The following is a 24,184-nucleotide window of genomic DNA, read 5'->3' on the forward strand; positions in this document are numbered from 1 at the left end:
TCAGTATCCGCTATCCGTGGTCAGGATAAAGTGCCCCGGTTCGACCTCGCGGTACTCAGACGGTTCCGGCTTGTAGTCAATTGGATGAATGGGCGACGGAATTGGTTTGAAATTCAGGTCTTTTTCCGACTTCCGCTGGTTCGGATCGGCAATTGGAACCGCCTTCATCAGCGCCTGCGTATAAGGATGTTGCGGGTTCTCGAATACACGCGCGCGCGGTCCAAGTTCCACGATCCGACCCAAATACATAACGCCCACATAATGGCTGACACGCTCGACCACAGCCATGTCGTGGCTGATGAACAGGTAGGACAGGCCAAGCTCAGATTGCAGCTCCATCATCAGGTTCAGAACCTGCGCCTGCACAGATACATCGAGGGCCGAGACCGCCTCATCCGCGATGATTAGCTTGGGGTTCAGGGCCAATGCACGGGCGATGGCAATCCGTTGACGTTGACCGCCAGACATTTCATGCGGGAAGCGACGCATGAAGCTGCGAGGCAATTGTACCTTGTCGAACAGTTGCGCGACCCGGTCCTGCAATTCCGACCCTGAGGCGACGCCGTAGTTGCGCATCGGCTCGGCCACCTGATCGACCAGTTGCATCTGCGGATTGAGCGAGGCAAACGGGTCCTGAAAGATCATCTGCATATCCAGCCGTGCCTTGCGTAGGCCGGACGGATCCAGTTTCATAATGTCGACGCCGTCCAGATTGATCTCGCCCGCCATAGGCTCGACCAGCCGCAGGATCGAGCGTCCAGCCGAGGATTTTCCACACCCCGATTCGCCCACAAGGCTCAGCGTTTGTCCCCTGTTGAGGGTAAAGGACACATCCTCAACCGCATGAACGTTCGAGATAGTACGACGTAGTAAGCCACCTTTGACCGGGAACCGCGTTGTCAGGTTGTTGACGGTCAGCAGAACCTCTTCGGTGCCCGGAATGGGGGCGATGTTCTGACCTTCGACGCCAAGCAGTTTCATGGGCTCAGGCGCGGATTTGCCGCGCATCTCACCCAGCTTCGGCACCGCCGCCAGCAGCGCTTTGGTATAATCATGCTGCGGGTTCTCGAAGATTTCTTTTACGGTGCCCTCTTCAACCTTGTTGCCACGGAACATGACGACAACCCGATCCGCCATCTGCGCCACCACGGCCATGTCATGGGTGATAAACATCACCGCTGTACCTGTTTCCCGCTTCAACCGGTCCATCAACGCCAGAATCTCGGCCTGAATAGTCACGTCCAGCGCGGTCGTGGGTTCGTCCGCGATCAGCAGGCGCGGTTCACACGCCATGGCCATCGCAATCACAACACGCTGCCGCATGCCACCCGACAATTCATGCGGATACTGTTTCAAACGGCGCTCAGGTTCAGGGATTCGAACCTGACGCAGCAACTCAAGCGCGCGCTCCTCGGCCTGCGCCTTGGACATATCTTTGTGGATGCGCAGCCCTTCGGTCAGCTGGCGTCCGACCGTGAAAACCGGGTTCAGCGCAGTCATCGGTTCCTGAAAGATCATCCCGATCTCATTGCCGCGAATCTGTTTCATCAGATCCTGATCGGCGTTTGACAGGTCCATCTCTTCGCCGTCGCGGCGGTCAAACAACAGTTCTCCACCCGCGATTTCGCCGCCACCGAACTCGACCAAGCGCATCAACGACAGCGAGGAAACCGATTTCCCTGAGCCAGATTCGCCAACGATACAAACGGTTTCGCCGGGATTTACTTCGAACGAGACATCCTCGACACCCACTACAGGGCCATCTTTCGTTTGAAACTCGACACGAAGTTTTTTGATCTGTGCAATAGGTTGATCCAGCACGCACGCGCTCCTGTTGGTAGTCTTTTTTTGTTCGGATGCCCGACGCTAAGGCGGCAAGGCAGGAAAAGTCAAACCCGTTGCCATTTTTCCCGACGGCAACCCTTGCTTTTTTCCAGAGTTCTGTTTCGATACCTCGCGTAACCGTGATGGGGAGATCATGGATTCCGTGGGTCTTAGCAGATTTTGCGGCAACAATTCAGACCCTTACCCAAAGCGGCAACGCCAAATCCGCAGGCCTTGCGGAGATAATCGAGACACGGAAGTGTCCTTTTCGGGAGTTTATTATGAAGATCAAAACCCTTTTGCTCGGTGCGATCGCAAGCACGGCGATGGCCCCGATGGCCTTGGCCGAGCGTGGATCGGACGGCAATGTCAGCATCATTTATTGGCAGGCTCCGTCGATCCTGAACCCCTTTTTGTCGGGCGGAACCAAGGACGTTGAATCCGCATCGCTGGTGATCGAACCGCTCGCGCGCTACGACCAAGATGGCAACATGGTGCCCTATCTGGCGTCAGAGATTCCAACCGTTGAAAACGGTGGGGTTAGCGAGGACCTGACCTCGATCACCTGGAAAATCGCACCGGGAATCACCTGGTCGGACGGCTCGGCGTTTACCTCGGCAGATGTGGTCTTTACAGCGAACTATTGCATGGACCCCGAAGGCGGCTGTGCGCAAGTCACCAAGTTTGAAGGCGTCACCAATGTCGAAGCGGTGGATGATCTGACCGTCAAAGTCACCTTCGACAAACCGACCCCCTTCCCCTACGGACCGTTTGTAGGTGGTGAAAGCCCGATCATTCAGGCCGCTCAATTCGCGGATTGCATGGGCGCGAAGGCCCCCGAATGCACCGAGCAGAACTTTAACCCCATCGGCACTGGCCCGTTTGTTGTCACCGAATTCAAGCCAAATGACGTGATCACCTTCAAGGCGAACGACAACTATCGCGATCCGGCGAAACCTGCCTTTGCGACAGTCACCTTCAAAGGTGGCGGCGATGCAACGGCGGCTGGTCGTGCTGTTATGGAAACCGGCGAGTTTGACTATGCCTGGAACCTGCAACTGGCGCCCGAAGTGATCGCGCAGATGCAAGAAGGTGGCAAAGGTACCCCGGTTGCGGGCTTCGGTCCTCTGGTCGAGCGTATCATGCTGAACCAGACCAACCCGTCGCCTGACCTGCCGGAAGGCGAGCGGTCGACCGCAACGCATCCGCACCCGTTCCTGCAGGACCCGGCCGTTTACAAAGCCATGTCCATGGCCATCGACCGCCCGCTACTGGTTGAGATCGGCTATGGTCAGGCAGGCAAAGTGACCTGTAACTGGGTTCCGGCCCCGGCTGCGTTCAACTCGACCTCGATGACCTGTGACACGCAGGATATCGCGGGCGCAAACGCCCTGCTGGACGAAGCAGGCATCGTTGACACAAATGGCGACGGCGTCCGTGAAAAAGACGGTGTTCCGCTGAAAGTCGTCTATCAAACGTCTACCAACGCCGTCCGTCAGGACTTCCAGGCGTTGATCAAGGAATGGTGGAGCCAGATCGGTATCGAAACTGAACTGCGCAACATCAACGCGTCGGTCTTCTTCGGTGGTGACCCGGGCTCGCCCGACACATTCCAGAAGTTCTATGCCGACGTTGAAATGTACGCCAACACCTTCAACGGCACCGACCCTCAGTCCTATCTGGGCAACGGTCTATGCGACAAGGCTCCTCGTCCCGATACACAGTGGCAGGGTGAAAACATCAGCCGCTTCTGCAACGAAGAGTTCGATACGCTGCATGCGCAGTTGGCCGAAACTGCCGGTCTGGAACAGCGTGCCGAGATCGCGAAACAGCTGAACGACATCATGGTTGAAAACGGCGGTATGATCCCGCTTGTGCACCGTGGTCGCCTGTCGGCACATGCAAACACCCTGGGTGGCGTTGTCCTGAACGTTTGGGACAGCGAACTTTGGAATATCGCTGACTGGTACCGCAAGACCGGTTCCTAAGCGTTAGCCTTGCAAAGCCGCGCCCCGATCTTCGGGGCGCGGTGCTTTGCACACCACCCCAACAAGAAGACGCATATAAAGGCGCCTCTTAATGCTTAATTTTACCATCAGACGACTGATATTGGCGGTGCCTACACTGCTGTTCATCAGCCTCGTCATCTTCCTGCTCCTCGAACTCGCACCTGGCGATCCGATGGCACAGGTTCCGCTCACCGTTCCTCCCGAAGTCAAAGAGAAGATGCGCGAAGCGCTTGGTCTCGGCCAGCCGATGCATATCCGGTTCTGGAAATGGATCGTTCAGTTCTTCTGGATCGAACCGCAGGTTCTGATTGACCACATGTTCGGCACCACCTTTTCCGAAGGTGATCTGCGTGTGATTTCGTGGCAGACCCGCTCACCCGTCATGGACATCGTCGTTCAGCGTATCCCGCAGACCCTGTGGGTTGTTGGCACCGCTTATGTGGTCGCCATCCTGATCGCCCTGCCCATCGGCATCTATTCTGCCTACCGCCAGTATTCCTGGTTCGACCAGATGGGCACATTCGTGTCGATGGTTGGTTTCTCGGTCCCGCCCTTCTTCTCGGGCGTTCTGGTGATCGTGATCTTCTCAGTCCAGCTTGGCTGGTTCCCTTCGATCTATGACACCACGCTGGTGGTCAACAGTTGGGACAGCTTTGTCGTGCAGCTCAAGCAGATGATCATGCCAGTCATGGTTCTGGCGCTTCAGATCACCGCACAACTGAGCCGGTTTATGCGCGCCTCGATGCTGGACAACCTCAATCAGGATTACGTTCGCACCGCCCGCGCTAAGGGTCTCAGCGAATACACTGTTGTCATGGTCCACGTCCTGCGCAACTCGATGATCCCCGTGGTCACCGTTATCGCGCTGGGTATCCCGGCCATCTTTGGCGGCGCCATCATCACCGAACAGGTGTTCAAGGTGAATGGCATCGGCCAGTTGCTGATCGGGGCCATTCAGGCCAATGACCTGCCGATGGTTCAAACCCTGACTTTCATCTTTGCCGTCCTGATCGTACTGTTCAACCTGATTGCAGACGTGCTGTACGGCATTCTGGACCCGAGGATTCGCTATGACTGATCATGATCGTACGGATACGCTGGTCCCGGATGAAGGTATTGCGCCGGCCTCCACCGCCCTGCCAACCGCAGGTGTGATGGACGATCTGACCACCCCACCCCGCAGCCAGTGGCGCGATGTGTGGGATCAGTTCAAGACACACAAAGGCGCGATGATCGGGGCAGTCCTGTTCATCTTCATCGTCGCTGCAGTGTATCTGGGCCCGTATCTCTGGACCATCGACCCGACGCAGATCGACATCCGGTCGCGTAATCAGGGTCCAAGCTGGGCGCACCCGTTTGGCACCGACCAATTGGGCCGCGATATTCTGGCGCGGATGATGTCAGGTGGGCAAACCTCGGTTTCGGTGGGTATCACCGCGATGCTGCTGGCGCTGTTCCTGGGCTCATTCATCGGCGTGGTCGCCGGGTTCTTCAAGCGGCTCGATGGGCCGCTGATGCGCCTGACCGATCTGTTCCTGGCCCTGCCCCTGCTGCCCTTGCTGCTGGTCATGATGCTGCTGTTCCGCGAGCCCTTGTCTGCGGCATTCGGGCTGGAACGCGGGATCTTCATCCTGATCGTCTGCGCCATCGGCATCACCTCGTGGATGCCGACAGCCCGGATCGTGCGCGGTGATGTTCTGGCCATCAAGGAACGAGAGTTCGTTTTGGCAGCCCGATCGATCGGCACCAGCAACAGCCAAATCATCACGCGGCATATCCTGCCCAACGTGCTGTCTCCGATCATGGTGTCGGCGACACTGGGGATTGCCACCGCGATCATCACCGAAAGCGCGCTGTCCTTCTTGGGGCTGGGCTTCCCGCCCGACTTCCCGACCTGGGGCCGCTTGCTATTCGACGGCGTCGATTACCTGCAGCAATACCCTGAACGCGTGTTCTGGCCCGGTCTTGCGATTTCGCTTACCGTTCTCAGCGTAAACTATCTGGGCGACGGTCTGCGCGATGCGCTGGATCCGCGTATTCGCGGACGTTAAGCAAACTCAGTCGGCGCGCTTCAGCGCGCCGGCGCATACAACGATCAGAACGGCAAGCGGCAGCAAGACACCAAAGGCCATTCTCAGCGTCAGCAACTCTGCCAAAAACCCGATCAGGGGCGGCCCGATCAACAGCCCACCATATCCAAGCGTTGCCACGCTGGCGATGGCCTGCCCCGGAGGTATCTGCGGATCGTTGGCGGCCCGGCTAAACGCCAATGGCATGATCACCGCATATCCCACGCCCATCAGCGTAAAGCCCACCAAAGCCAGCGGAGCGGCCCCGGCCGAGACAACACAAAACACGCCCATAGCGGCAAACATCCCGCCGCCCCGTGCCGCAGCAACCGGCCCGACCCGAGCAATCATCAGCCCCCCCGCAAGACGACAAACCACCATCGCGACCGAGAACACGGCATAGCCCAGCGTCGCAATGCTTTCGGCAGCGCCAGTGACATCGCGCAGGAAAATCGCGCTCCAATCCGCGACGGCCCCTTCGCCGAGCGCACCACACAAGGCCGTGAACCCCACCAGGATCAGCACCCCAGACGGGAACGCAAAAACTGACCCCTGCGACTGCACCGACCGGCGAGATGTCCATTGCACCCAGGACAGCGCCAAAGCCAGAGCCACGACCAAACCACCTGCGGCAAGAAAATGCTGCAACACGCTCATCTGCATCTGAACAGCCGCATACCCGCTGATCGCACCCAAGCCCGCCCCAAGGCTCCACATCGCGTGGAATGAGGACATCAACGGTTTCTCATAGGCGCTTTCAACTTCGGCAGCCCAGGCATTCATGGCCACATCCATCGACCCGTGAAACGCCCCGAAGACAAATAGAAAGACGGCCAGCAGGGTGAAACTGTCCGCCAGCCCTAACAGCACCAGAGATCCGGTATAGAGAACCGCGATAACCCGCGTGATTGCAACGGCGCCAAACCGGTCGGTCAGTCGCCCAGTGACGGGAAAGGAGCACACCGCGCCCGCCGCCATGAACAGCAGGCCATAGCCCAACGCCTCATGGCTCAACTGCAGATGATCCCGAACCGCCGGAATGCGCGAGGCCCAGATACCAAACAACGCACCGTTGAGGATGAACATCGCGGTCACAGCCCGCCATGCTGAAACGACACTGATCACAAGGATGCTCCGATTATGTGGCTATCGCTGCCGGTCACTAGTACAAAGCTTGCCCTGCTGTGCAAGTGACCTCATTCCAACCGCTTGCGAATTCTGTGGACGGCAGCCCAGACCATCAAAATGACCGGCAGCGTGATCAAGGCGGTCAATGTACCCTTGCTCAACCCGGTCGACGTGAGTGGATACAGCACGTAGCTGACCAGCGAGACGGCATAGTAGCTGATGGCCACAACCGAAAGCCCCTCGACCGTATGCTGTAGGCGCAAGGCCAGGTCCGCACGCTTGTCCATGCTTTCCAACAAAGCCTGGTTCTGTGCGCTGCGTTCAACATCAACCCGTGTACGCAACAAATCCCCGGCGCGGATTGCTCTGTCTGAAAGGGTTTGCAGGCGTTTTTCTGTAGATTTCACGGTGCGCATGGCCGGGTCATAGCGGCGCATCATGAAATCGGCAAAGCTCTGACGGCCCATGAAACGTTCTTCCCGCAAGACCGCGATGCGCTGATTGACAATCGCTTCATAGGCACCAGTCGCCCCAAAGCGAAAGGCACAACGGGCAGACAAGGTTTCCAACTCAGTCGAGATGCGCAGCAGATCAGGTAACAGATCGTCAGGATGGTTTTCTCCGTCCGTCATCTCGCCCATCAACGCGGTCAACTTCTGGTCTAACCCACCGATGCGCGGCGTCAGGCTTTTGACCCTGGCAAATCCCAACATGGACATCGCCTTATACGTCTCGATCTCGCACAAGCGTTGAATGATACGCCCGATCCGTCGCTGACCCGTACCTTCGGAAATAAACACAGCAAAACGCATATGGCCTGCTGGATCGATGCGAAAATCGCTGGCACAGATCGCCGCATCATCCAGAACGCAAGAAACGGCCAGGCTTTCGGGTTCGAACCAGTCGGGCAACACAGCACGGACCGCATCCTGATCTGGCCGCCGCACCACACGCATCAGGATCGATGTGATCCTTTTGCCCGGGCTGGCCATAACCCAATCCGCCGGGAACACTTCAAAGTCAGCTGGGTCAAAAGCCCGCGCGCTCACATTCTGAGAGATCGCGGTATAGGTCACAAACTCGGTATGCTGTTCCCACTTCAACCAATGACGCCCAATCTGACCCGCGTAATGTGTTGCATCCGGCTGGGGGCGAGACGCACCATGGCGCGTCAACAGATCGGTCAGATGTGCGATGTCCGCCTGACGATCTCCATCAACCGACTCAGTCGGCTTCTTGATCGCCAGAAATGCAACTGTGCAAGGCACCTCGGCGCTTGGAAAGGGCCGTGCGTGCAGCTCATTGGCCAGCGCATAGCGCAAGGGATGATCATCAATCGGCGTCATTTTTCGGCTCCGTCTTATCCGGGGCACTATACGACACAGCTGAAATACATCAATTCTCTTTTTATTTCATATACTTACAGGAATGCAACGGTATACAAACCTGCTATCTCATTGATTTGGCTGCCACAGCTCGATCGGATTGCCTTCCGGGTCATGAATGCGGGCGAACTTGCCAACCTCGCTGTCCCAGTCGGCATGGGTCTCAACCTTGATCCCCGCGGCCTCAAGCTGTGCGGTCATCGCCGCAAGATCGTCAACGCGAAAATTGATCATCCATTGCTGTTCGGCGCGGCCAAAATACTCGGTATCCTGCGCAAAAGGTGCAAACACTGTATAACCCTCGCGCTGTTTCCAGGGCACTGGATCATAATGGTTAACGCCCAGATGCCTTTCATACCAATCCCGCAACGCCTCAGGATCCCGGGCCCGAAAGAAAACCCCGCCAATACCATTCACTTTCTGCATGGCCACCTCCTGTCACCGTGTTCCGGCTCAGGATAGCACATTAAGCAGGCTTCATCTGGCCACAAATATCCTGGGGGTTTGGGGGCAAAGCCCCCAACTCTACCCAAAAAAGAAAAGGGCGCCCGCAGGCGCCCTTTGCAATTTGGTACTGACGGTCGATCAGTCGATCATCGGCAGCAGCTTGTCCAGCGACTGCTTGGCATCGCCATAGAACATGCGCGTGTTCTCTTTGAAGAACAGGGGGTTTTCGATCCCCGAGTAGCCGGTTCCCTGACCACGTTTCGACACGAACACCTGCTTGGCCTTCCAGCACTCCAGCACCGGCATACCGGCGATGGGGCTGTTGGGATCCTCCTGCGCCGCAGGGTTCACGATGTCGTTCGAGCCGATGACGATGGCCACATCCGTGTCCGGGAAATCGTCATTGATTTCATCCATCTCAAGCACGATGTCATACGGCACTTTCGCCTCGGCCAGCAGAACGTTCATGTGGCCAGGCAGACGGCCCGCGACGGGGTGGATCGCAAAGCGCACCTCTTTGCCCTTGGCGCGCAGCTTGCGGACCAGCTCGGACACCGACTGCTGTGCCTGCGCCACAGCCATGCCATAACCCGGGATAATGACAATGCTGTCCGCATCGTTCAGCGCAGCGGCCACACCGTCCGCCTCAATCGCGATCTGTTCGCCCTCGACGGCCATCTGCTCGCCCTGCGGGCCACCGAAGCCGCCTAGGATCACGCTGACAAAGTGACGGTTCATCGCCTTGCACATGATGTAGGACAGGATCGCACCCGACGAGCCGACAAGAGCGCCAACCACAATCAGCAGGTCGTTTCCAAGGCTGAAGCCGATCGCCGCAGCCGCCCAACCCGAATACGAGTTCAGCATCGACACAACCACCGGCATGTCGGCCCCACCGATCCCCATGATCAGGTGATAACCAATGAAAAGCGCCGCCAGCGTCATCAGGAACAGCGGGAAAAACCCACCCGAGCTGGTATACCAGATCAGACAGATCAGCGAGAGACCTGCAGCCGCCGCGTTCAGCATATGACCACCGGGCAGTTTGGTCGCCGCCGAGGTCACCTTGCCAGCCAGCTTGCCATAGGCCACGACCGAGCCGGTAAAGGTGATCGCACCGATGAAGATGCCCAGGAACAACTCAACATGCAGGATCGCCAGTTCCGCAGGGGTTTTCTTGGCGATCAGCTTGGCAAACGCGCCCAGATCAGACAGGTTCGCCTGGCTGGCACTATCCGCAATCGCCATGACCTGCGCCACGTTGCCGATCTCAAAATGCGCGTTGAAGCCCACGAACACAGCCGCCAGGCCGACCAGCGAGTGCATTGCAGCCACCAGCTGCGGCATCTCGGTCATCTGGACGCGCTGCGCCACGTATTGACCGATCAAACCACCGCCGATGATCAGCAGAATGGACAGCAGCCACAGGCCCGAACCCGGACCAACCAGCGTAGCGAAGACCGCCAGCGCCATACCGACGATGCCGTACCAGACCGCGCGCTTGGCGCTTTCCTGGTTCGAAAGGCCGCCGAGCGACAAGATGAAAAGGACAGCCGCAACTACATAAGCGGCAGAAGTAAAGCCAATCATATGCCCGACCTCCTTAAGATTTCTGGAACATGGCGAGCATGCGCCGGGTTACGAGGAAGCCGCCAAAGATGTTGATCCCGGCCATGAAGACAGACAGCGCCGCCAGCAGAATGACCAGGAACGACCCGGACCCAATCTGCATCAACGCCCCGACGATAATGATCGACGAGATCGCGTTGGTGATCGCCATTAGCGGTGTGTGCAAGCTGTGCGCAACGCCCCAGATCACCTGGAAGCCCACAAAGATCGCCAAAACAAAGACGATGAAGTGCTGCATGAAACTGGCCGGAGCAATCAGTCCCACCAGCAGCATCAGCGCACCACCGACACCCAGCAGGGTGAACTGCTGTTTAGTCTGCGCCTTGAAGGCTGCGATTTCTTGCGCCTTTTTTTCTTCCGGGGTCAGTTCCTTGACCTCGGGTTTCTTCTGCGCCGCAATCGCCTGCACCTTTGGCGGAGGCGGTGGGAAGGTGATCTCACCCTCATGAGTCACGGTCGCGCCGCGGATCACGTCATCTTCCATGTCGTGATTGATCTGACCGTCCTTCTCGGGCGTCAGGTCGGTCATCATGTGACGGATATTGGTCGCGTACAGAGACGACGATTGCGCCGCCATCCGACTGGGGAAGTCGGTATAGCCGATGATGGTCACGCCATTGTCGGTCACGATCTTCTCATCAGCGACGGTCAGCTTGCAGTTGCCGCCTTTTTCCGCTGCCAAATCAACGATAACCGAGCCGGGCTTCATCGCTTCAACCATATCCTTGGTCCAAAGCTCGGGCGCTTCGCGGTTCGGGATCAGCGCGGTGGTGATCACGATGTCCATCTCTGGTGCCAACTCACGGAACTTGGCCAGCTGCGCTTCGCGGAACTCTTCCGACTGAACCGAGGCATAGCCGCCGGTGGCCGCGCCGTCCTGCTGGTCTTCTTCAAAGTCCAGATAGACGAATTCGGCCCCCATCGACTCGACCTGTTCGGCCACTTCCGGGCGGACGTCGAACGCATAAGTGATCGCACCCAGCGAGGTCGAGGTGCCGATAGCGGCCAGACCCGCCACGCCAGCGCCGACGATCAGCACCTTGGCAGGTGGTACTTTACCGGCAGCGGTCACCTGACCGGTGAAGAACCGGCCGAAGTTGTTGCCGGCCTCAATCACCGCACGATACCCAGCGATGTTGGCCATCGAAGACAGCGCATCCATCTTCTGCGCACGAGAGATACGCGGCACCATCTCCATGGCGATGACATTCGCGCCTTTGGATTTGGCCAGCTCCATCCCCTCTTCATTGCCCGCGGGGTTGAAGAACGAGATCAGCGTCTTACCCTTGGTCAGCCGTTTCAACTCGGTCTCAGTCGGGATGCGCACCTTGGCAACAATGTCCGAGCTTTTCCAGAGAGACGCCGCAGTTTTTACGACCTCAACACCCGCAGCCTCATATGCCGCATCCGAGAACCCAGCCGCAGCACCAGCCCCTTTTTCGATCAGGCACTCATAGCCCAGTTTCTGCAACTGCACGGCCGAGTCTGGCGTCATTGCCACTCGGTTCTCGCCATCCAGTATTTCTTTTGGTGTGCCTATTTTCACTGGCAGTCCCCCTTGCTTCTAAGGCCGGTCAGGTCCTCGGGTATGGATTGTTAAGAAAAGATGTATCTTGCGCAATTTTATTTCGCAAGCGCAGCATCCATTACGTTGTGTCATTCGGTTGATCTGGCTACACCCACCGTCTTGTCTTTTGTTCATAGCGGGCGAAATCAGCGCGGAAGGTGCGGCGCATGCGGTCCTCCTCGGGCAGGATGAAACGACGTTCAAGCACCCAGACAAAGATCGGCACCAGAGCCAGTGACAGAACGGCGTCAAAGCGCAGAACCAAGCCCGCCAGGATCAAAACATCTCCCAGGTAGATCGGATTCCGGCTGCGTTTGTAGATACCGGATTGCACGATTGCACTGGGTGTTTCATGCGGGATGACTGTCGTCTTGTGGCGCCGGAATTCGGCAACAGCCAATACGGCCAGCAGGATGCCACCCCCGATCAGCACACCGCTGAGAAGATCGGTCAACCCACCGTCAAGGGACAGGCCAAATCCCATATAGCGCCCCTGCAACCAGGCAAGCAGGGCAAAGCCCACTAGCCAGACAGGGGGAAGGTCGATCCAGCGCATCGTCAATCCTCGGGGCTGACGTCACGTAAGGGCACGTGTCGTTTCTGGGCGCTGTCCTACCGCTTTGGGACCGAAAAGGCAAAACCCCAGTTGTCGCATCAATGGACAGCAGAGATGGGATGATTTACGCCCTAGGGGCAATGCTATCCAAATATACAAAAAAACGGGCCGCCATGACTGATTTCGCGACGACCAAAGACATGTTCACTCTGCCCGAGGGGATGATCTACCTCGACGGAAACTCTCTGGGCCCGGTTCCGAAGGCGGCGGCGGATCACGTGCATCAGATGATGACCGACGAATGGGGGCAAATGCTGATCACGGGCTGGAACAAAGCCGGTTGGATGGGTATGCCCGCGGCGTTGGGCGACCGGATTGGCAAACTGATCGGAGCAAAACCGGGCAGTGTTGTCGTGGGCGACACGTTATCGATCAAAGTCTATCAAGCGGTAGCATCCGCTTTGGAGCTAAACCCGGATCGCAAAGTTGTATTGTCAGACAATGGCAACTTCCCAACCGATCTTTACATGGTTGACGGGCTTTTGCGTTCGCTCAGCGATGACTATGAGTTGCGCGTGGTCGACCCTGAACAGGTGGCCGATGCCCTGACGGATGACGTCGCCGTACTGATGCTGACCGAGGTCGATTACCGGACCGGGCGCATGCATGACATGAAAACCCTGACCGAATTGGCGCACTCTTTGGGCGTGGTGACCGTTTGGGATCTGGCCCATTCGGCTGGGGCGATTCCTGTAGATCTGACGGTCTGCAATGCCGATTTTGCAGTGGGCTGTACCTACAAGTACCTCAACGGCGGGCCCGGTGCTCCGGCCTTTGTCTATGTGGCCCCTCGGTTGGCGGAGCGGGTGCGCCCAGCACTGTCTGGTTGGCTGGGGCACGAGGCTCCGTTCGCTTTTGATCTCGACTATCGCCCCGGCGCGGGGATCGAACGGATGCGGGTCGGAACCCCTCCAGTCATTCAGATGGCCTCACTTTCGGTGGCGATGGATGTCTGGGATATGGCCGATATGGCCGATGTCCGTGCCAGATCCATCGAATTGACCGAGCTTTTCATTCAACGGGTCGAGGCCACCTGCCCTGGCCTGACACTGGCCAGCCCCCGCGACCCGCTGCAACGGGGCAGTCAGGTGTCGTTCCGGTTCACCGAAGGATACGCCGCGATGCAGGCCTTGATCGCGCGCGGCGTAATCGGAGATTTCCGGGCACCGGATATCATGCGCTTTGGCTTTACACCGCTTTACATTGATGTAACGGATGTGGAGCAAGCGGTTGATATTCTGGCCGATATCATGCGCAACAGGCAGTGGGATCGGCCCGAATACAAAATCCGTCAGCGGGTTACCTGACTTCAAGCCCCGCGCCGATCATCGCAGCCAGCTGCCGGGTGCGCTGTTCGAACTCTTCGGCGCTGGAGGCGGTCAGCTTGATCCCTTTCAGGCTGGCCGTAATCGTCTTTGCGGTGTCGTGGGGCGTGTCGAACACGCGGGCGCGCCCTTTGGCCTGCATATCGGTCAGCCATTCCGCAAATAGCAAAGTCAGTTCTGCCTCACCCTGTTCGACAATATCGGTGGACATGGATTTGGTCGTATCCAGCATCTCGACCCCATGGGGTGACGCCAGTATCGCCGCCATTCCCTCCATTTGCGCCTGAATCGCTGCGTTCAACACCTGCGAGATTGATCCTGCCTTCTTCAATGCAGCGGCTACGGCATTTGTCTTGTCAGCATAGTGCAGCCTGGTTAGTTCGCGAACGATAGCCTCTTTGTTCTTGTAATGCAGATACACAGCAGGCCGGGACATACCCGCGCCTTTCGCAATGTCATCCATCGATGTCTTGCGGAATCCGTATTTCGAAAATGCCTGGAAAGCCGAAGCCAGAATAGCCTTTTGCCGTATGTCGTCGCTCGTATCCTTCATTTCAGAAGCTCTGACAGTTTTCGTATATTTTGTCAATTGACACACTGACACTTTTCACCAATTATGTCAGAAACTGCCACAGCTAACGAGAGGCGCGCCATGGCGACCACCCTTAAGATCAACGGAACCGCACATCAGGTGGATCTGCCTGATGATGTCCCCCTGCTTTGGGTGCTGCGTGATGAGGTCGGCTTGACCGGTACCAAATTCGGTTGCGGTGTCGCGGCCTGCGGGGCCTGTACCGTGCACATCGATGGCGAGGCCGTGCGCTCTTGTCAGGTGGCTTTGTCGGATGTTTGGGGCGACGTGACAACGATTGAAGGCATCGGAACGCCTGCGGCCATGTCAGCACTCCAACAAGCCTGGGTCGACCATCAGGTGGCGCAATGCGGCTATTGTCAGTCCGGTCAAATCATGCAGGCCGCAGCTTTGCTGGCCGAAAACCCCGCGCCCTCAGATGCCGATATCGAAGACGCGATGCAGGGCAACCTGTGCCGCTGCGGCACTTATCCCCGGATACGTGCAGCAATTCACGACGCCGCTGGCAAACTGAAGGAGGCGTAAGAGATGGGCAAAGTTGGAAAAATCCTGCGCCGCACCTTCCTGATCGGGTCCGCCGCGATTGTCGGCGGTGTGGCCTTCGGTGCGTATTACGTCAGCCGACCCGCCGCGAACCCGCTGAAACCCAGCGAGGGTGAGGCTGCGCTGAACCCGTTTATTCTCATCGATCAGAACGGCGTGACGCTATTCGCACCCCGCGCAGAGATGGGACAGGGTGTACAGACCACATGGGCCGCGTTGATTGCCGAGGAACTGGACGTTGACCTTGATCAGGTCACCGTTCTGCATGGGCCTGCTGCTGCGGCTTACTACAACTCGGCCCTGATTGGCGAAGGCCTGCCCAACAAGGGCTATGACATCCCGGATATCCAGTACAACTTGGGTGAAGCGCTAGGGGTGTTGGGGCGTACACTCAGCCTTCAGGTCACCGGTGGCTCGACTTCGATGAAGGACGGGTATGAACGCATGCGTCAGGCCGGGGCTTCGGCGCGCGAAACCCTGAAACGCGCCGCTGCCGACCGGCTGGGCGTTGACCCAGCAGAGTTGCAGACCGCGTCTGGCCATGTAATCGCCCCCAATGGTGACAAAATCCCTTACACCGATTTGGCCGTTGATGTCGCCGATCTTGAGCCGGTCGAGGTTCCCCTGCGCGATCCCTCCGAATGGCGCTATCTGGGGCAGTCCCAGCCGCGGCTGGATATGGTGGAGAAAGCAACGGGTACGGCAGAGTTTGGCGTCGATGTCCGCTTGCCGGGTATGAAATTCGCCGCTGTGCGCATGAATCCTAAGCTGGGTGGCGCGATGAACGGATATGATGACAGTGCCGCAACCTCGATGCCGGGTGTTGAGAAGGTTGTCGATCTGGGCACCGGAGTTGCGGTCATCGCCAACAACACATGGCTCGCCCAACAGGCGGTTGACGCAATTGACGTGGATTGGGGCGACGCCCCCTACCCGCCCGAAACCGATCAGGTCTTTGCCGAGATCGCCAAGGCGTTCGACGACGCCCCGAACTCGACAATGCGCGACGATGGTGATGTCAGCTTTATGCCCGAGGGCGCAACAGAGATCACAGCCGAGTATCAACTGCCCTATCTGGCCCATGCAACGATGGAGCCGATGAACGCCACCGCGCTTTACACCGGAAACGCACTGGAACTTTGGTGCGGCAACCAGGCCCCCACTCTGATCCAGTTCCGGGTTGCCAACACAGCCGGGTTGGAGACCGAAGCCGTGCAAATTCATACCACCTATCTGGGTGGCGGTTTTGGCCGACGTGGTGAGCTGGATTTTGGTGACATTGCCACCAAGGTCGCCATGGCGATGCCGGGAACGCCGGTCCAAACCACCTGGAGCCGCGAAGAAGACATGCGCCACGACTACTACCGCCCCGGTGCCATCGCCCGGATGCGGGGCGCGGTTCAGGATGGCAAAGCGGTTTTGATAGAAGGGGCCGTCGCCTCACAGTCCTGCACGCAACAGGCTGTTCAGCGGTATACCGGCTTACCTGGCGCAGGCCCGGATAAGGTATTGGTCGAAGGTTTCTTCAACCAGCCCTATGGCGTCCCGAACTACCGCATGAGCGGACATATCGCCAATCTCGATATCCCTGTCGGGTTCTGGCGCTCAGTCGGCAACAGCCATAACGGGTTCTTTCATGAGACCTTCATGGATGAATTGGCCCATGCTGCAGGTCGTGATCCTCTGGAGTTCAGACTGGAACTGATGCAAGGCGAGCACGCCCCATCCGCAGGATGCCTCGAAGCGGTCCGCGACATGTCGGGCTGGACGGGCCAGACACCCCGCGGTGTCGGGCGCGGTGTGGCCTTCACCTACAGCTTCGGCACCCCTGTTGCGCAAGTCATCGAAGTGGTGGATGAAGACGGCACGATCCGTATCAACAAGGCGTGGATCGCCTGTGACATGGGGCTGGCGCTGGATCCCGAGAATGTCAAAGCCCAGATGTTCGGCGGCATGATGTATGGCCTGTCAGCGGCCTGCTACGGCGAGATTACCTTTGCCGACAGCGAAGTGGAGCAGTACAACTTCCCCGACTATGATGCGATCCGCATGCACACTGCGCCACAGGTTGAGGTGCGCGTGCTGGAAACCAACCGCCATATGGGCGGCGCGGGTGAGCCCGGCACACCGCCATCCATGCCCGCGCTCGGCAACGCTTTGTTCGACCTGACCGGGGAACGCGCACGCAGCCTGCCTTTGATTAATCAGTTCGATCTGTTGATCTGATGACAGAGTGGCGGCCCGGCACCCATAGCCGGGCCGCTGACAATATCATGCCAATCTCTGCATCTGTTGCAGCGCGGTTCCTGAAGCCCAGTTCCGCACAGCCGCCCCAAACGCTTCAAACAGCGGACGAGACACCGGATCATTGATCGCATCCCATTCCGGGTGCCACTGAACCGAAAGGGTAAAACCGGGCGCATCCTTGATATAGATCGCCTCAGGTGTGCCATCCGGCGCATGGCCGTCGATCACAACGCGTTCGCCAATCCGTTTGATGCCCTGACCGTGCAACGTGTTCGTCATCACCTCGGTCGCACCAAAAAGATCATGAAACATACCATTTTCCGACAGGGTTACGATGTGGCGGAGGGCAAATTTTTCCTCAAGCGTCCCATCGGGCGGCATCCGGTGGTTCATGCGGCCCGGCAGGTCCCGGATTTCGGGATAAAGCGTGCCGCCCATGGCCACGTTCACCTCTTGAAACCCGCGACATATCCCCAGAAAGGGCTGGCCACGTTCGACACAGGCGCGCACTAAAGGCAGCGTGATTGCATCCCGCGCCCGGTCGAAATCTCCATGCGCATCTGTGGCCGCTTCGCCATATTCCTCAGGGTGTACGTTGGGGCGACCACCCGTCAGCAGGAACCCGTCACAGACCTCAAGCAATTCATCGACCGAAACATACCGCGGATCAGCTGGTATCAGCAGCGGCAGACAACCCGATACATTGGCCACTGCATCCGAATTCATCGTCCCACCCGCATGTGTGGGATACTGATCATTCATCAGATAAGAATTGCCGATAATACCAACAACGGGTCGCACCATTCCAATGTCCTTGCTTTTGCATTGATTGGAACTGACGCTATCGACACAAAGCAGACCGTGCAACAGAGCACAGGCTGCATAACAGCGCAAAGCAATGTTCAATTGCGCACACGCCTATTAACTGGACAGTGCCGGCTTAGATTTCGCCCGTCAGCCCAGCTGCTTCGATCCCTGCCATGCCTGCAACAGCATCATTGTCAGAGGTATCGCCTGTCACACCAACCGCACCGATCACGGCACCTTTGCGGTCGCGCAGCAGAATGCCACCCGGCACTGGCACGACCTGTCCGCCATACACGCCGTTCACCGCAGCCATGAAATAGTCCTGCGCTTCGGCCCGCTGCATCTGCGCCGTGCCTGCCATGCCCAGCATGACCGCACCATATGCCTTGCCCTGCGCAATGGCGAACCGGCCGGGGGCGGCACCGTCTTCACGTTCAAACGCGATAACATGACCGCCGGCATCCAGAACCACAACCGACAGTGGTTTTAGTTCCACTTCCCGCCCTTTTTCCATCGCTTTACGTATAATGGTCCGCGCCTTGCGCAAAGAAATACCCATACCTGATCCCTTCATCTGGCCAAAAATATCCTCGGGGGAGCGCGAGGGGGCAGACAGCCCCCTCGTTCCCGCAACTACCACTCAATCCTGACTGGCTTTGAATTCCAACCGCCGCGCATGCAGAACCGGCTCGGTATAGCCTGACGGCTGAACCCGGCCCTTGAAGACCAGATCGCAAGCAGCCTGAAAAGCGACACCGTCAAATCCCGGCGCCATCGGAACATAGTTTGAATCGTTCGCATTCTGGCGATCCACTACAGCTGCCATTTTCTGCATCGCGGTCATCACTTGTGCCTCGCTCACCACATCATGATGCAGCCAGTTCGCCAGCGCCTGGGATGAGATACGGCAGGTCGCGCGATCCTCCATCAACCCGACATCATGGATGTCCGGCACTTTCGAACAGCCCACGCCCTGATCGACCCAGCGGACCACATAGCCCAGGATGCCCTGCGCGTTGTTCTCGATCTCGCGGGTGATTTCCTTATCGCTGAGGTTGCGACCATCCAACAATGGAATGGTCAGCAGATCATCCAAAGTGCCGCGCGCGCCACTTGCTGCGAGTTCATCCTGGCGCGCCAGCACATCCACCTTGTGGTAATGCGTTGCATGCAGAGTCGCCGCTGTGGGAGATGGAACCCAAGCGCAGGTCGCGCCCGATTGTGGGTGACCAATCTTGGTCTCCAACATCTCGCCCATCCGGTCAGGCATCGCCCACATGCCTTTGCCGATCTGCGCCTTGCCCTTAAGACCGCAGGCTAGGCCGATATCGACATTGCGATCCTCATATGAGGCAATCCAGGGCGTGGTTTTGATGTCCCCCTTGGGCAGCATCGGACCCGCTTCCATCGAGGTATGAATCTCATCCCCGGTACGATCCAGGAACCCGGTATTGATAAACGCCACGCGCGATTTCGCGGCGCGGATGCACTCGGTCAGGTTTGCCGAGGTGCGGCGTTCCTCGTCCATGATGCCCAGTTTCACGGTGTTGCGCGGCAGTCCCAGAACATCTTCGACCATGTCGAAAATCTCAACCGCGAAAGCGACCTCTGCGGGGCCATGCATCTTGGGTTTGACCACATAGACAGACCCTTCGACCGAGTTCCCGCCGTCGCGCTTCAGGTCATGCATTGCGATCAACGTGGTGCACAGCGCATCCATCAGCCCCTCACCGATCTCATTTCCTTCAGTGTCCAATACGGCCGGGTTGGTCATCAGGTGGCCCACATTCCGTATCAACATCAGCGACCGGCCCTTTAGCCACGCCTGACCGCCTTCAGCTGTGGTGTATTCCACATCATCCGCAAGCTTACGGGCGAAGGTTTCGCCGCCCTTCGTGACCTCCTCGGTCAGGTCGCCTTTCATCAAGCCCAGCCAGTTGCCATAAGCGACAACCTTGTCTTCGGCATCCACGCAGGCGACCGAATCTTCGCAATCCATGATGGTCGACAGCGCCGATTCCAGGCGCATATCGGCAATGCCCGCAGGATCACTCGTCCCAATTGCGCTGGACGGGTCGATCATGATTTGAATGTGCAAGCCATTGTTTTTCAACAATACGAACGCAGGCTTATTTGCTTCCCCGCCGAAACCGGCAAACTGTGCAGGATTGGCCAACGCGGGAGTCAACGCTCCGGCATCGATGGTCAGCCCCGCGACATCAGCCCATGATCCTTCGGCAAGCGGCGCAACCTCATCCAGAAACGCTTTGGCCCATGCAATTACACGCGCCCCACGCTTTTCGTCATAGCCCCCACCCACAGGCAGATCGCCCATTGCGTCTGTCCCGTAGAGTGCATCATATAGGCTGCCCCATCGTGCGTTTGCCGCGTTCAAAGCAAAGCGGGCATTGGTAATTGGCACGACAAGCTGCGGGCCAGGGGTCAGCGCGATTTCTGGGTCCACATTTGCTGTTTCGATCTGAAACGCCTCGCCTTCATCGACCAGATACCCGATCTCTTTCAAGAAAGCCTGATAGGCGGAAGGATCCATGGGTTGTGATTTTTCTGCGAGATGCCAGCCATCAATACGGCTTTGGATATCCGCGCGTTTGGCCAGAAGGGCGCGATTCTTGGGGCCCAGTTCTTGAGCCATACGCGCAAGACCAGCCCAGAAATGCTGGGGCGATACTCCTGTCCCTGGCAGCGCCTGCGTCTCGATAAACTCAACCAGTATTGGGTCTACCTGCAACCCGCTCAGGGTCTGTCTGCCACTCATATGTTACTCTCCCGCGTTTGTGTGCCGATGTATGCCAAATTGACTTAGGCCGAATGTTTCCGATAGGCAACTTTTGTCTAAGGTTTCTCATCGCCCAATTTTGCCTAAAGCTGTTTCAAGAGCGGCAAGGCAATCGCGCTGGCCGGTTGCAGCCCCGGATCGAAGCTCATAACGTCGCGAAAAACCCAAAACCGATGCGAGGCCTCGGATGCGCGACGAAACTGGCAAGACAATCTATCTGAAAGACTACACGCCCTTTGGGTTCCTGGTGGACAGCGTTCATCTCACCTTTGATCTCGCACCACATGCAACGCGTGTGAAATCGCGCATCGCATTTCGACCAAACCCCGATGCCTCGGACCACCGCTTCTTTTTGCATGGGGAAGAGTTAAAGCTGATACGTGCGTCCATTGATGGCACAGATGTGAACCCTGCGGTGACCGAGCAAGGTTTGACTGCCGATGTCCCCGATGCGCCATTCATCTGGGAGGCCGAGGTCGAGATCGACCCCGGCAACAACACCGCGCTGGAGGGGTTGTACATGTCAAACGGCATGTACTGCACCCAATGCGAGGCCGAGGGGTTTCGCAAGATCACCTACTATCCCGACCGCCCCGATGTGATGTCCACATTCACAGTGCGGATCAACGGCGACCTTCCTGTTCTGCTTTCTAATGGCAACCCATCGGGCAAAGGCAAAGGCTGGGCCGAATGGACCGATCCATGGCCCAAACCCGCGTATCTGTTCGCTTTGGTCGCCGGAGACCTGATCGCGCATCCGGGCCAGTTCACCACCATGTCGGGCCGCGAGGTAGCGCTGAACCTCTGGGTGCGCCCCGGTGACGAAGGCAAATGCGCCTTCGGGATGGAGGCGCTGAAAAAGTCCATGAAATGGGACGAGGACGTCTATGGCCGCGAATACGATCTGGATGTGTTCAACATCGTCGCCGTGGATGATTTCAACATGGGCGCGATGGAGAACAAGGGGTTGAACATCTTCAACTCCTCCGCTGTTCTGGCCAGTCCTGAAACTTCAACCGATCTGAATTTCGAACGGATCGAGGCCATCATCGCGCATGAGTATTTCCACAACTGGACCGGCAACCGCATCACCTGCCGCGATTGGTTCCAGCTGTGTTTAAAAGAGGGGCTGACGGTGTTCCGTGATGCGCAGTTCACCTCCGATATGCGTTCGGCCCCGGTGAAGCGCATCCACGATGCTATCGACCTGCGCGCACGCCAGTTCCCCGAGGACAATGGGCCGCTGTCGCATCCAGTGAGACCGGAAAGCTTTCAGGAAATCAACAACTTCTATACCTCAACAGTCTATGAGAAAGGCGCCGAGGTGATTTGTATGCTGAAACGGCTGGTCGGCGATGAGGCATATGCCAAAGCGCTAAACCTCTACTTTGACCGCCATGACGGGCAGGCCTGCACGATCGAGGACTGGCTACAAGTGTTCGAAGACACGACGGGCCGCGACCTCAGCCAGTTCAAGCGCTGGTACAGCCAATCCGGCACGCCAAAGGTTTCGGTCGCCGAAGACTGGAACGATGGGACCTATACTCTGACGCTGAGCCAGCGCACAGAGCCGACACCAGGACAGACTGAAAAGCTGCCGCAGGTCATCCCCATCGCGGTCGGCCTGCTTGGTCCAAACGGGGACGAAGTGCGCGCCACCGAAGTGCTGGAACTGACCAAAACCGAGCAGAGCTTTACCTTCTCGGGTCTCACGGCCAAGCCGGTACCGTCGATCCTGCGAGATTTCTCGGCCCCTGTGATCCTTGAACACGATCACATCAACGCAGATCGTGCCTTCTTGTTGGCCCATGACACAGACCCATTCAATCGCTGGCAAGCCGGGCGTTCGCTGGCCGAAGATACGCTACTGCGCATGATTACAGAGGACGCAACACCAGGAACCGACTACCTGGACGGGTTGCTGGCCGTGCTACGCGATAGGGATTTAGACCCCGCCTACCGAGCGCTGATGCTGGGCCTGCCCACACAATCGGAACTTGCAGCGGCTTTGCACGAACGGGGCCGTACGCCCGATCCGATGGCGATCTGGACCGCAACCGAAACCTTGCGACAAGCCACAGCCCAGCACCTGCAAGACCTGCTGCCCCGCCTTCATGGCGAAGCCCTCGTAGACGCGCCCTATGCGCCGGATGCCGAACAATCTGGCAAGCGCGCACTGGGCGGCGCGGCATTGGCTTTGACCACCCGTCTGGATGGAGGCGCACTGGCCGCTGAATCCTACGCGAAGTCGGATAACATGACCTTGCAACTCTCGGCCCTGTCCTGCCTTCTGCGCGCCCGGAAAGGCAAGGCGGAATTGGCCGGATTCTATGATCAATGGCAGCATGATCGGTTGGTCATCGACAAATGGTTCGGTTTGCAAGTGGCAATGGCCGCGCCCGAAGTCACGGCGGATGTCGCACAGAAGCTAACGGAACATGCTGATTTCAATTGGAAAAACCCCAACCGATTCCGCGCTGTGATGGGTGGTTTGGCAATGAATCATGCAGGCTTTCATCAGCTTGATGGCGCAGGGTATCAACTACTGACCGATTGGTTGATCAAACTGGACCCCGTGAACCCGCAAACCACGGCGCGCATGTGTTCGGCCTTCCAGACCTGGAGGCGGTATGATGCGGGCCGACAGGACCTGATTCAGGCGCAACTGACCCGCATCTCCGAAACACCAAACCTGTCGCGCGACACGACCGAAATGATCTCGCGCATCCTGGTCGCATGACGACCTACGCGTTCACGCGGCGCAATCGGAACCCTCGGACTGTCATTCTGCTGATCGGCATCTACGCGGCTTTGCTTGCGCTGATTATTCTGTTTGACGCTGTATGGTGGCTGATGGCTTTGCTGGCTTTGACGACCCTGCCCGCGATATGGGATGTTTTGCACGACAGCAGCGCAGGTATTCAATTCGATCAGGATAGCCTGCGCTGGAATTCCGGCAAACGGCAGGGCCAGATCGCTTTGGAAGAGGTTGATTTCTTTCGATTTGATACGCGCTGGGATTTCTCGGTCCGCGTCTCACTGGTGCTGAAATCGGAAAAGCGCATCCGCCTGCCCGATGAGTCGTTGCCGCCGCATCGAGAGTTTGAAAACGTTGTCACCCAAGCCGGTTTCCGCGTTGAGCGCCATCATTTCTCTGTTTTCTGAAACGATCCGCGCAGCGGAGTGCGATTGCACAGGA

At 57.9% G+C, this 24,184-nt stretch carries 19 protein-coding genes; 8 read left to right on the forward strand and 11 right to left on the reverse strand.

Annotated features, from left to right (window positions below; all coding sequences use genetic code 11):
* Window positions 1-1,821, reverse strand: a complete 1,821-nt coding sequence (locus ACR0JE_RS04835; protein WP_480540768.1) for an ABC transporter ATP-binding protein — start codon at window positions 1,819-1,821, stop codon at window positions 1-3.
* Window positions 1,822-2,105: 284 nt separating this feature from the next.
* Between ACR0JE_RS04835 and ACR0JE_RS04840 the strand changes: the two genes are divergently transcribed.
* From ACR0JE_RS04840 to ACR0JE_RS04850, 3 genes are all read left to right on the forward strand, one after another.
* Complete coding sequence (locus ACR0JE_RS04840) at window positions 2,106-3,812, forward strand: peptide ABC transporter substrate-binding protein (protein ID WP_480540766.1); 1,707 nt, start codon at window positions 2,106-2,108, stop codon at window positions 3,810-3,812.
* A gap of 91 nt (window positions 3,813-3,903) precedes the next feature.
* Window positions 3,904-4,911 carry an ABC transporter permease gene (locus tag ACR0JE_RS04845; RefSeq protein WP_170532227.1) on the forward strand — a complete coding sequence of 336 codons (1,008 nt, stop codon included), beginning with the start codon at window positions 3,904-3,906 and terminating at the stop codon, window positions 4,909-4,911.
* The gene (locus ACR0JE_RS04850; RefSeq protein WP_170532225.1) at window positions 4,904-5,884 is read left to right on the forward strand and encodes an ABC transporter permease; all 981 of its coding nucleotides are present in this window, start codon (window positions 4,904-4,906) and stop codon (window positions 5,882-5,884) included. Before ACR0JE_RS04845 ends, ACR0JE_RS04850 begins: the two co-directional genes overlap by 8 nt.
* A 6-nt stretch (window positions 5,885-5,890) precedes the next feature.
* Here the strand turns inward: ACR0JE_RS04850 and ACR0JE_RS04855 are convergent, their stop codons facing one another.
* The 6 genes from ACR0JE_RS04855 to ACR0JE_RS04880 all read right to left on the reverse strand — a co-directional run bounded on the left by ACR0JE_RS04855 (window position 5,891) and on the right by ACR0JE_RS04880 (window position 12,614).
* Window positions 5,891-7,027, reverse strand: a complete 1,137-nt coding sequence (locus ACR0JE_RS04855) for an MFS transporter (protein ID WP_480863354.1) — start codon at window positions 7,025-7,027, stop codon at window positions 5,891-5,893.
* A 71-nt stretch (window positions 7,028-7,098) separates the two neighbouring features.
* The gene (locus tag ACR0JE_RS04860) at window positions 7,099-8,376 is read right to left on the reverse strand and encodes a DUF3422 domain-containing protein (protein WP_170532223.1); all 1,278 of its coding nucleotides are present in this window, start codon (window positions 8,374-8,376) and stop codon (window positions 7,099-7,101) included.
* A 108-nt stretch (window positions 8,377-8,484) separates the two neighbouring features.
* The gene (locus ACR0JE_RS04865) at window positions 8,485-8,841 is read right to left on the reverse strand and encodes a VOC family protein (RefSeq protein ID WP_480863356.1); all 357 of its coding nucleotides are present in this window, start codon (window positions 8,839-8,841) and stop codon (window positions 8,485-8,487) included.
* A gap of 159 nt (window positions 8,842-9,000) precedes the next feature.
* Window positions 9,001-10,452: an NAD(P)(+) transhydrogenase (Re/Si-specific) subunit beta gene (locus ACR0JE_RS04870; protein WP_480827661.1), complete on the reverse strand. Its 1,452-nt coding sequence runs from the start codon at window positions 10,450-10,452 to the stop codon at window positions 9,001-9,003.
* A 13-nt stretch (window positions 10,453-10,465) separates the two neighbouring features.
* The gene (locus ACR0JE_RS04875) at window positions 10,466-12,037 is read right to left on the reverse strand and encodes a Re/Si-specific NAD(P)(+) transhydrogenase subunit alpha (RefSeq protein ID WP_480863357.1); all 1,572 of its coding nucleotides are present in this window, start codon (window positions 12,035-12,037) and stop codon (window positions 10,466-10,468) included.
* Between the two features lie 127 nt (window positions 12,038-12,164).
* Window positions 12,165-12,614 carry a methyltransferase family protein gene (locus tag ACR0JE_RS04880; protein ID WP_480547739.1) on the reverse strand — a complete coding sequence of 150 codons (450 nt, stop codon included), beginning with the start codon at window positions 12,612-12,614 and terminating at the stop codon, window positions 12,165-12,167.
* Between the two features lie 173 nt (window positions 12,615-12,787).
* Between ACR0JE_RS04880 and kynU the strand changes: the two genes are divergently transcribed.
* Entirely contained in the window at window positions 12,788-13,981 is a 1,194-nt protein-coding gene (gene kynU / locus ACR0JE_RS04885) for a kynureninase (RefSeq protein WP_480863358.1), read from the forward strand.
* Here the strand turns inward: kynU and ACR0JE_RS04890 are convergent.
* Window positions 13,974-14,552 carry a TetR/AcrR family transcriptional regulator gene (locus tag ACR0JE_RS04890; RefSeq protein WP_480540750.1) on the reverse strand — a complete coding sequence of 193 codons (579 nt, stop codon included), beginning with the start codon at window positions 14,550-14,552 and terminating at the stop codon, window positions 13,974-13,976. The two genes, kynU and ACR0JE_RS04890, sit on opposite strands and share 8 nt — an antisense overlap.
* Window positions 14,553-14,651: 99 nt before the next feature.
* Between ACR0JE_RS04890 and ACR0JE_RS04895 the strand changes: the two genes are divergently transcribed.
* Complete coding sequence (locus tag ACR0JE_RS04895; RefSeq protein WP_480547735.1) at window positions 14,652-15,116, forward strand: (2Fe-2S)-binding protein; 465 nt, start codon at window positions 14,652-14,654, stop codon at window positions 15,114-15,116.
* Window positions 15,117-15,119: 3 nt separating this feature from the next.
* Complete coding sequence (locus ACR0JE_RS04900) at window positions 15,120-17,360, forward strand: xanthine dehydrogenase family protein molybdopterin-binding subunit (RefSeq protein WP_480863359.1); 2,241 nt, start codon at window positions 15,120-15,122, stop codon at window positions 17,358-17,360.
* A 45-nt stretch (window positions 17,361-17,405) separates the two neighbouring features.
* On the opposite strand, the gene ACR0JE_RS04905 is transcribed toward ACR0JE_RS04900, so the two are convergent.
* The 3 genes from ACR0JE_RS04905 to ACR0JE_RS04915 form a co-directional block, all read right to left on the reverse strand.
* Entirely contained in the window at window positions 17,406-18,185 is a 780-nt protein-coding gene (locus tag ACR0JE_RS04905) for a gamma-glutamyl-gamma-aminobutyrate hydrolase family protein (RefSeq protein ID WP_480540744.1), read from the reverse strand.
* Between the two features lie 136 nt (window positions 18,186-18,321).
* Entirely contained in the window at window positions 18,322-18,747 is a 426-nt protein-coding gene (locus tag ACR0JE_RS04910; RefSeq protein WP_480863360.1) for a GlcG/HbpS family heme-binding protein, read from the reverse strand.
* An 81-nt stretch (window positions 18,748-18,828) separates the two neighbouring features.
* Window positions 18,829-20,964, reverse strand: a complete 2,136-nt coding sequence (locus ACR0JE_RS04915; RefSeq protein ID WP_480863361.1) for a malate synthase G — start codon at window positions 20,962-20,964, stop codon at window positions 18,829-18,831.
* A gap of 208 nt (window positions 20,965-21,172) precedes the next feature.
* Here ACR0JE_RS04915 and pepN point away from each other — a divergent pair, with 208 nt between their 5' ends.
* Window positions 21,173-23,725 carry an aminopeptidase N gene (pepN, locus tag ACR0JE_RS04920; RefSeq protein WP_480863362.1) on the forward strand — a complete coding sequence of 851 codons (2,553 nt, stop codon included), beginning with the start codon at window positions 21,173-21,175 and terminating at the stop codon, window positions 23,723-23,725.
* Window positions 23,722-24,150 (forward strand): hypothetical protein, encoded by a 429-nt coding sequence (locus tag ACR0JE_RS04925; RefSeq protein ID WP_480863363.1) that lies wholly within the window; start codon window positions 23,722-23,724, stop codon window positions 24,148-24,150. The genes pepN and ACR0JE_RS04925 overlap by 4 nt, the downstream gene beginning before the upstream one ends.
* Window positions 24,151-24,184: the final 34 nt, after the last annotated feature.

Source organism: Ruegeria sp. H3 (genome assembly GCF_056533095.1).

What these genes read in the sequence shown, in the direction of transcription:
- ACR0JE_RS04880 (WP_480547739.1), bottom strand. Translation starts at nt 12,614, where the DNA reads ATGCGCTGGATCGACCTTCCCCCTGTCTGGCTAGTGGGCTTTGCCCTG.
- ACR0JE_RS04925 (WP_480863363.1), top strand. Translation starts at nt 23,722, where the DNA reads ATGACGACCTACGCGTTCACGCGGCGCAATCGGAACCCTCGGACTGTC.
- ACR0JE_RS04870 (WP_480827661.1), bottom strand. Translation starts at nt 10,452, where the DNA reads ATGATTGGCTTTACTTCTGCCGCTTATGTAGTTGCGGCTGTCCTTTTC.
- ACR0JE_RS04890 (WP_480540750.1), bottom strand. Translation starts at nt 14,552, where the DNA reads ATGAAGGATACGAGCGACGACATACGGCAAAAGGCTATTCTGGCTTCG.
- ACR0JE_RS04840 (WP_480540766.1), top strand. Translation starts at nt 2,106, where the DNA reads ATGAAGATCAAAACCCTTTTGCTCGGTGCGATCGCAAGCACGGCGATG.
- pepN (WP_480863362.1), top strand. Translation starts at nt 21,173, where the DNA reads ATGCGCGACGAAACTGGCAAGACAATCTATCTGAAAGACTACACGCCC.
- ACR0JE_RS04900 (WP_480863359.1), top strand. Translation starts at nt 15,120, where the DNA reads ATGGGCAAAGTTGGAAAAATCCTGCGCCGCACCTTCCTGATCGGGTCC.
- ACR0JE_RS04895 (WP_480547735.1), top strand. Translation starts at nt 14,652, where the DNA reads ATGGCGACCACCCTTAAGATCAACGGAACCGCACATCAGGTGGATCTG.
- ACR0JE_RS04860 (WP_170532223.1), bottom strand. Translation starts at nt 8,376, where the DNA reads ATGACGCCGATTGATGATCATCCCTTGCGCTATGCGCTGGCCAATGAG.
- ACR0JE_RS04865 (WP_480863356.1), bottom strand. Translation starts at nt 8,841, where the DNA reads ATGCAGAAAGTGAATGGTATTGGCGGGGTTTTCTTTCGGGCCCGGGAT.
- kynU (WP_480863358.1), top strand. Translation starts at nt 12,788, where the DNA reads ATGACTGATTTCGCGACGACCAAAGACATGTTCACTCTGCCCGAGGGG.
- ACR0JE_RS04905 (WP_480540744.1), bottom strand. Translation starts at nt 18,185, where the DNA reads ATGGTGCGACCCGTTGTTGGTATTATCGGCAATTCTTATCTGATGAAT.
- ACR0JE_RS04845 (WP_170532227.1), top strand. Translation starts at nt 3,904, where the DNA reads ATGCTTAATTTTACCATCAGACGACTGATATTGGCGGTGCCTACACTG.
- ACR0JE_RS04915 (WP_480863361.1), bottom strand. Translation starts at nt 20,964, where the DNA reads ATGAGTGGCAGACAGACCCTGAGCGGGTTGCAGGTAGACCCAATACTG.
- ACR0JE_RS04850 (WP_170532225.1), top strand. Translation starts at nt 4,904, where the DNA reads ATGACTGATCATGATCGTACGGATACGCTGGTCCCGGATGAAGGTATT.
- ACR0JE_RS04910 (WP_480863360.1), bottom strand. Translation starts at nt 18,747, where the DNA reads ATGGGTATTTCTTTGCGCAAGGCGCGGACCATTATACGTAAAGCGATG.